The following is a 1063-nucleotide window of genomic DNA, read 5'->3' as shown; positions in this document are numbered from 1 at the left end:
GCTTATCTCATAGTGTTTTGAATAGCGCGCCTTGACATAGGCTTCGTTGAGAATGTTGAACCAGGCGACAAAGCGCTGCGGATCGCGCGGCCAAATGTCTGCGAGCTGCTGCGCCTGACTCTCCGCAAGGCTGCGCAGGTGTTTGAGATTGTGAGAGGCTGGACTGTAGTTGGTCAGGACGAGCAGCAAGGTTGCATAAGCCTGTTCGATCGATTGATGCAGGAGGAACGCCGATTCCTTGAGATCGCCTTCATTCATGTAGAATGCCGCGCCCTTTACGAACTTACGAGCATGCGGCAGCCGATCCTCGAAATACTCTCTTGCGAATTTGTAGGCATCCGCGGGTCGCAGGAGAATGGGATCGGCCAATGGCTTGTCATCGAGCTCGTACAGCACAATGCCGTCACGGCGGATATCGACAAAGAGATATCGACCTTGTTTGAGTAAGGTGTTGAGCTCGCGGAGCGAATGCACGATGAAATTCACCGGCGTCTTGATGTCCTCGAGATGCAGGAAGCGATCTGCGGCCTTCTGCCAGTACTCGGAGAAATCGGCAAGCTTTCGATTGTTGACGATAATCAGCAGATCGAAATCCGAGCGGTACCCTTTCTTTGTGTGCGGCTCGTCGACCCAGCTACCGCGCGCATAGGATCCGAACAAGATGATTTTGAGGATGCGACCGCGCTTCTTGAAATCCGCTGAGGCGCCCTTCAGCGCGTCTTCAAACTCTTCATGCAACACCTCAACGACGCGAGCGAGCTCACGCTGCTTGAGTGGCGGCAAATGGCCGATGCTGGACTTCATGAACAATGGCGGCTCTTTCACGGACATGGGACAGGCATAAAGGAGCTTTCGCTTTGAATCCACAGGGTGCGCGAAAACTGGATGGAAGGCAATATGAATGTTGCATCAAAAAATGGAGAATTACACTAGACTTTCATGAGGGAAATGCGAATATTGGGCGCTTTTGCACGAAATCCAACGAAATTTACGAAATCCAGCGGCTTTGCCGTAATTTTTGATGCAACATGATCCGGATCGTCGATCTGGCAGCTAACAGGAG

The 1063-nt window shown here is 52.1% G+C and carries 1 protein-coding gene; it reads right to left on the bottom strand.

Annotated features, from left to right (window positions below; genetic code table 11):
• A partial coding sequence (locus ACIQJ2_RS38275) for a nucleotidyltransferase and HEPN domain-containing protein (RefSeq protein ID WP_400746780.1) occupies positions 1-804 on the bottom strand: 804 nt, incomplete at its 3' end.
• Between the last annotated feature and the right edge of the window lie 259 nt (positions 805-1063).

Origin of the sequence: Rhizobium sp. NPDC092011 (assembly GCF_044756305.1) — a bacterium.
Taxonomy (GTDB): Bacteria; Pseudomonadota; Alphaproteobacteria; order Rhizobiales; family Rhizobiaceae; genus Rhizobium.
The sequence above is the reverse complement of the archived record's forward strand: the minus strand, read 5'-3'. Positions and strand labels throughout refer to the sequence as shown.